The sequence below is a fragment of the Fulvivirga marina genome (assembly GCF_016775155.1).
GTDB lineage: Bacteria > Bacteroidota > Bacteroidia > Cytophagales > Cyclobacteriaceae > Fulvivirga > Fulvivirga marina.
Window position 1 is genome coordinate 1 of the sequence record NZ_JAEUGD010000029.1, and the last position, 4,429, is coordinate 4,429.

4 protein-coding genes are annotated in these 4,429 nt (G+C 36.2%); 1 reads left to right on the plus strand and 3 read right to left on the minus strand.

Annotated features, from left to right (window positions below; genetic code table 11):
• Window positions 1–651, minus strand: a 651-nt coding sequence (locus JMN32_RS08860) for a tetratricopeptide repeat protein (RefSeq protein WP_202855964.1), incomplete at its 3' end; no start/stop codon positions are given.
• 130 nt (window positions 652–781) lie between these two features.
• Window positions 782–937 (minus strand): hypothetical protein, encoded by a 156-nt coding sequence (locus tag JMN32_RS08865; RefSeq protein ID WP_202855965.1) that lies wholly within the window; start codon window positions 935–937, stop codon window positions 782–784.
• A gap of 487 nt (window positions 938–1,424) precedes the next feature.
• Here JMN32_RS08865 and JMN32_RS08870 point away from each other — a divergent pair, with 487 nt between their 5' ends.
• The gene (locus JMN32_RS08870) at window positions 1,425–1,730 is read left to right on the plus strand and encodes a hypothetical protein (protein ID WP_202855966.1); all 306 of its coding nucleotides are present in this window, start codon (window positions 1,425–1,427) and stop codon (window positions 1,728–1,730) included.
• Between the two features lie 352 nt (window positions 1,731–2,082).
• Here the strand turns inward: JMN32_RS08870 and JMN32_RS08875 are convergent, their stop codons facing one another.
• Window positions 2,083–3,981 (minus strand): family 16 glycosylhydrolase, encoded by a 1,899-nt coding sequence (locus JMN32_RS08875; protein ID WP_202855967.1) that lies wholly within the window; start codon window positions 3,979–3,981, stop codon window positions 2,083–2,085.
• Window positions 3,982–4,429: the final 448 nt, after the last annotated feature.

Consider the following 4,429-nt stretch of genomic DNA (forward strand, 5'->3'; position numbering starts at 1 on the left):
GGCTAACATTCCCACATCAGTAGGGGTTGTTTTATTTGTCGCATCAATTGCCCTGTTCAAATATTCTAAAGAAGTGACATAGTCATTTTCTTTTGAATAGCAGGTAGCTATATTTGAATAGGCGACAGATAAATATTTAAAATCCTTATTTTGCTCATAAATGTTAGCAGCTTTCTTAAAGTATTGTAGCGCGTACGTATAACCTTCCACATTGAGAAAGAGCATTCCAATATTGTTTGTAGCATCTGCCATTCGGGCTATATCACCAGAGCTTTCGAAAAGATCTGCTGCACGTAAATAAGAATTAATTGCTTTTTTGTACTCTCCTTTTTGCTGCTGAAGCAAGCCTAAGGCCTGCCTGCTTCTGGCTTCATATTTCAGATTTTGTATTTGGCTGGCTAGTGAAAGGGCTTTGCTGGCATACTCTTCCGCTTGGCTTACATTTTTGGAACGGTACACTTTATAGAGTTGGTAGTAAACTTCCACGCGCTTTTCATTGTCCAGGTCGTCAGTTAGCATAGCCTCAAGGGAAACGGCACCTTCAGGTAAAGGCTCAGGGGTTATTTCTTCCGTATTAGAGCATGAACCAAAAAAGAACAAGGGTAAAAGGTAAAACGAAAATCTCCGCAGGCATAGGTTTAGAGAAAGCATAGTTTAGTTTATTTTGGTAGCTTCAAGATATAGGATTAATCATTTTTTCATCGTTTAAATTAAAACGATAACATACATACGCAAGCTGTAGGTTAAAAATGAATGAGGTGTTTATAATTCAACTACCCTTTTAATCGCGCCTAATGACTTGGCCTTCTTCTCCTCTAGGCTCGGTTTCTAACTTCTCATTTTTATCAATACTTTCATAGTAAGGGTCATTGCATGCAGTTAAAATCAGGGTTAAAAATAGTGTAGCAGCAAATAAAATGGTTTTGAGGGTTTTCATAATTATACAGTTTTGTTGGCAATATTAATACTATACGGCAAAAATTTCCATACTAATTCACTCTGAATGTTACTCGTGACACTTCCATTTACATTATCAAAGTAATTACACATGTCAATACATCTCTTTAAAATGCACTTTATTTACACTCCAAATAATGACCTATTGATACAATCTAATCAAAATAGGTAACATTTACCTCAAAAAGCACATCCTTACTTGTCCTAAATTGACCTCTTGAAGTTCACAAATTTGCAATTGTAGATTATAGTCTATCGATTCAGCAAAAATCAATAACAGCTCTAAAAAATGAACTCGATCTTAGGAACAAACAAACATTAGGGCCTCTCACAACCTCATTGCTTACACAAATGAGTATAGCTGTAATTGAATGTTCAGGTACAGGCAATCCGGTTGTTGAACAGCTATCCCGCTTGGGTGTTGGAAAACTGATTTTGATAGCCTCTGACGTTGTTTAAACAGAATATTGAATGCTACTTTAGCAGATGCTGACGAGAAACAAAGCATGGTTGATATCGCAAAAAGAATGATAGGAAAAATCAGTTACAAAATGGAGGCTGTTGAATTTAAAGCGAATATCTACTACGATAAGAAAGCAATTAAAGCTCTTGTTTCCTGCTACTTCATTTTCGGCTGTATGTACACCGTCGATGGTAGGCATTTGCTTAACTGCATTTCGAACTTCTACCTAATACCCTATATCGATCGGCATATTATTATCAATCAATTAAAACTTAGGAGCAGTAATTTCGGCCTTGAAGATGTACGATAAGTTACTGTTATGACTATAACTTTATGAGGCCACATAGAAAGCGTCCTGTGCAATATGCACGGGTAGATTTAGTAGTGGGTAACTCTATCGAGTTACCCACAATTAACACCTAGTTATAACCATTTATGATGAATTGAATTTCTACTTTCACATAACCCCAAGATAGGTGTGCTTACAAGACTAAATTAACTTACACCCCTTAATTGTATGAAAAAATAGATATTTCTCCCTTTTTGCTGAAAAAAGATCAAATGATCGATTTTTCGTTTAAATACATCCGGATGATTTTTAGTAAGGCTTCCGGATCATTGATAGATCTACAACCTTCTAATATGTTTCTAAACTCCATTCTTTAATTTTTTATTAACTTTTGTGAGAAGTTTTGATTCATTGATGTCTCTTTAATATAATAAATTCCTGCTGGCAGTTTATCTAAACTAATTTCATATTGACTGTACCCAGCACTTGTTTTAAGAGTTAACGCTTTAACAACCTGACCATTAAAATTAATTATCTCCAGATTTATGATTCCTTCATATTCCGAATCTATATTCAATTTTAAATAGTCATTTGCAGGATTAGGGAACACTGCTATTGAAAAATCTTTATTATCAATAGGGCTCTCTTCTAATGTTCTGCTGCTATTGCCCACTCTACCATCAGAACTTCCAATGCCCATAGAGCCATTATCAGCTTTGTAGCCGTCAAAATTGTCCCAATAGTAAGTATCTCCGGTAAGCGTGTTAGGTGCAAAAAGTACAATTATTTGATCTACCGTGCTAGGGTCGGTAGATGCATCAGGCTGATCTAGAAAATCAAAAGCTATTCGTTCCCATGATCCATTTTGAGTTACTTTTCCAATATATCGACTATGTCTTCCTGCCGGATAATTGGATGGGGAAGCTACTGAACTATTTTCCAATTGTATTATTATTTCAGTACCAATAGGTGCTTCGGTAAGTATATCCATGTAAAACTTATTCATTCCTTCACTATAGAGGCTTGCATTATCAATTGCAGTTGTACTATAAGATATGATGTCGAATTGTTCCTGATTATTTCGAATATATTGTGCATTCAAAACCGACGTGTTTATTCCGGAGGGGTCAGGATTGTTAACTTCAGTCAAACTACCTGTCACCTCATTAATATTAATATTTGCAGCCTGATCAAAGTTTTCAAATGAAAAATCATAAGTAAAATCAGGTTCAACCTTTACATTAATCTTATACTGTTTGGTGGTACAGTTTGTGGATACATTACAAATAACATCACCTCCCGTATCTCCCCAATCAACAGTTATTGACGATGACCCAGTACCACTTGTAATACTTGCACCTACAGGTAATGACCAGGCATATGAAGATCCTTGGGGGGCATTATTAATTGAATAGATCTCTCCAGAGGCTTGATAAGGTACTAATCGGTCTCCAGAAATTGAAGGGTTAAATCCACCATCATATACTCTAACGTAATCTATTTCCATTTGACTTGGAAAAGAAGTAGATCCATCAGGGCTTCCGGGAAGGTTGCCCCCAACAGCTAAGTTTAGCAGTAAATACATCTGGTTGTTAGCATCAAATGGCCAGTTGTAAGGGGATACATCACTACTGGTTTTGGTCTGATATAAAACATCATCCACATACCAGCGAATAACATTTTGTTCCCATTCTACAGCAAATACATGGAATTCTTGATCAAATGTATTATCATAAAGTTTAAAATCAGTGCCTTGAAATTGATTAGCAGGGTAGGGATCACCATAGTGAATTGTTCCAAACACTTCATTAACATGTTGCCCCAGGCCTTCCATAATATCAATCTCCCCACTTTCAGGCCAGCCTCCATAAGGTTCATTAGCAGAAAGCATCCAAAATGCAGGCCAAAAACCCTGGCCATTAACCAGCTTGATCCGAGCTTCAAATCTTCCAAAAGTGAAGTTTGCCAAATTTTTGGTCCTTAGCCGGGCAGATGTGTAGGCTTTGTTTCTAACTCTTTCCTTTTTAGCTACGATCTTTAACGTACCATTACTCACTATGGCATTTTCGGCCTTATAATACTGAAGTTCATTATTTCCCCAGCCACATATTCCTTCGGCGCAGCCATCACCTATTTGTGGTTCCCATTTTGTAAGGTCTAATGAACTGCCATCAAATTCGTCACTCCACACAAGTGTTGGGCATTGCCCAAAGGATACCGTTGATAGTGTGAAGGATAATAATAGGGTACTGATTGAAAAGACATTTTTCATAGGTTTAGGTAATTTTGTTCAACATGTATTCAATGTTTCTCTCGATTTCTTGACATAAACAAAATGTATTGTTTCATCAACGTTTGTGCTGATGTGTTTTCAGAGAGTCTTGAATAATTGATTTTCTTAAGTTAAAGGATTACCTCCGATTAGAACTGTCTATATAGGTCATTTGCTGACAGAAAAGGCCATTAGCAGATTGTTATAATGTAAACAACTTATTTTGAGTTTGTTAAGTATCCTTTCAAACTACTAAAAGTTTTTATAAGCCAGACCACTATTTAAACAGCATACCCACTTTCAAAAAACCTATACCCAGCCTTTTCATAGTTTCCCATTATATGCATATAAAAGCTCTTCCTCATTGCATGCATGTTTAGACAACTTTAAACGATCAGCCTGTAAGTTATACATGGCAATGGCAAAGTCTTCATTAGTTATATGATAT

Coding starts and splice junctions, on each gene's coding strand:
- JMN32_RS08865 (WP_202855965.1), bottom strand. CDS start 937: ATGAAAACCCTCAAAACCATTTTATTTGCTGCTACACTATTTTTAACC.
- JMN32_RS08875 (WP_202855967.1), bottom strand. CDS start 3,981: ATGAAAAATGTCTTTTCAATCAGTACCCTATTATTATCCTTCACACTA.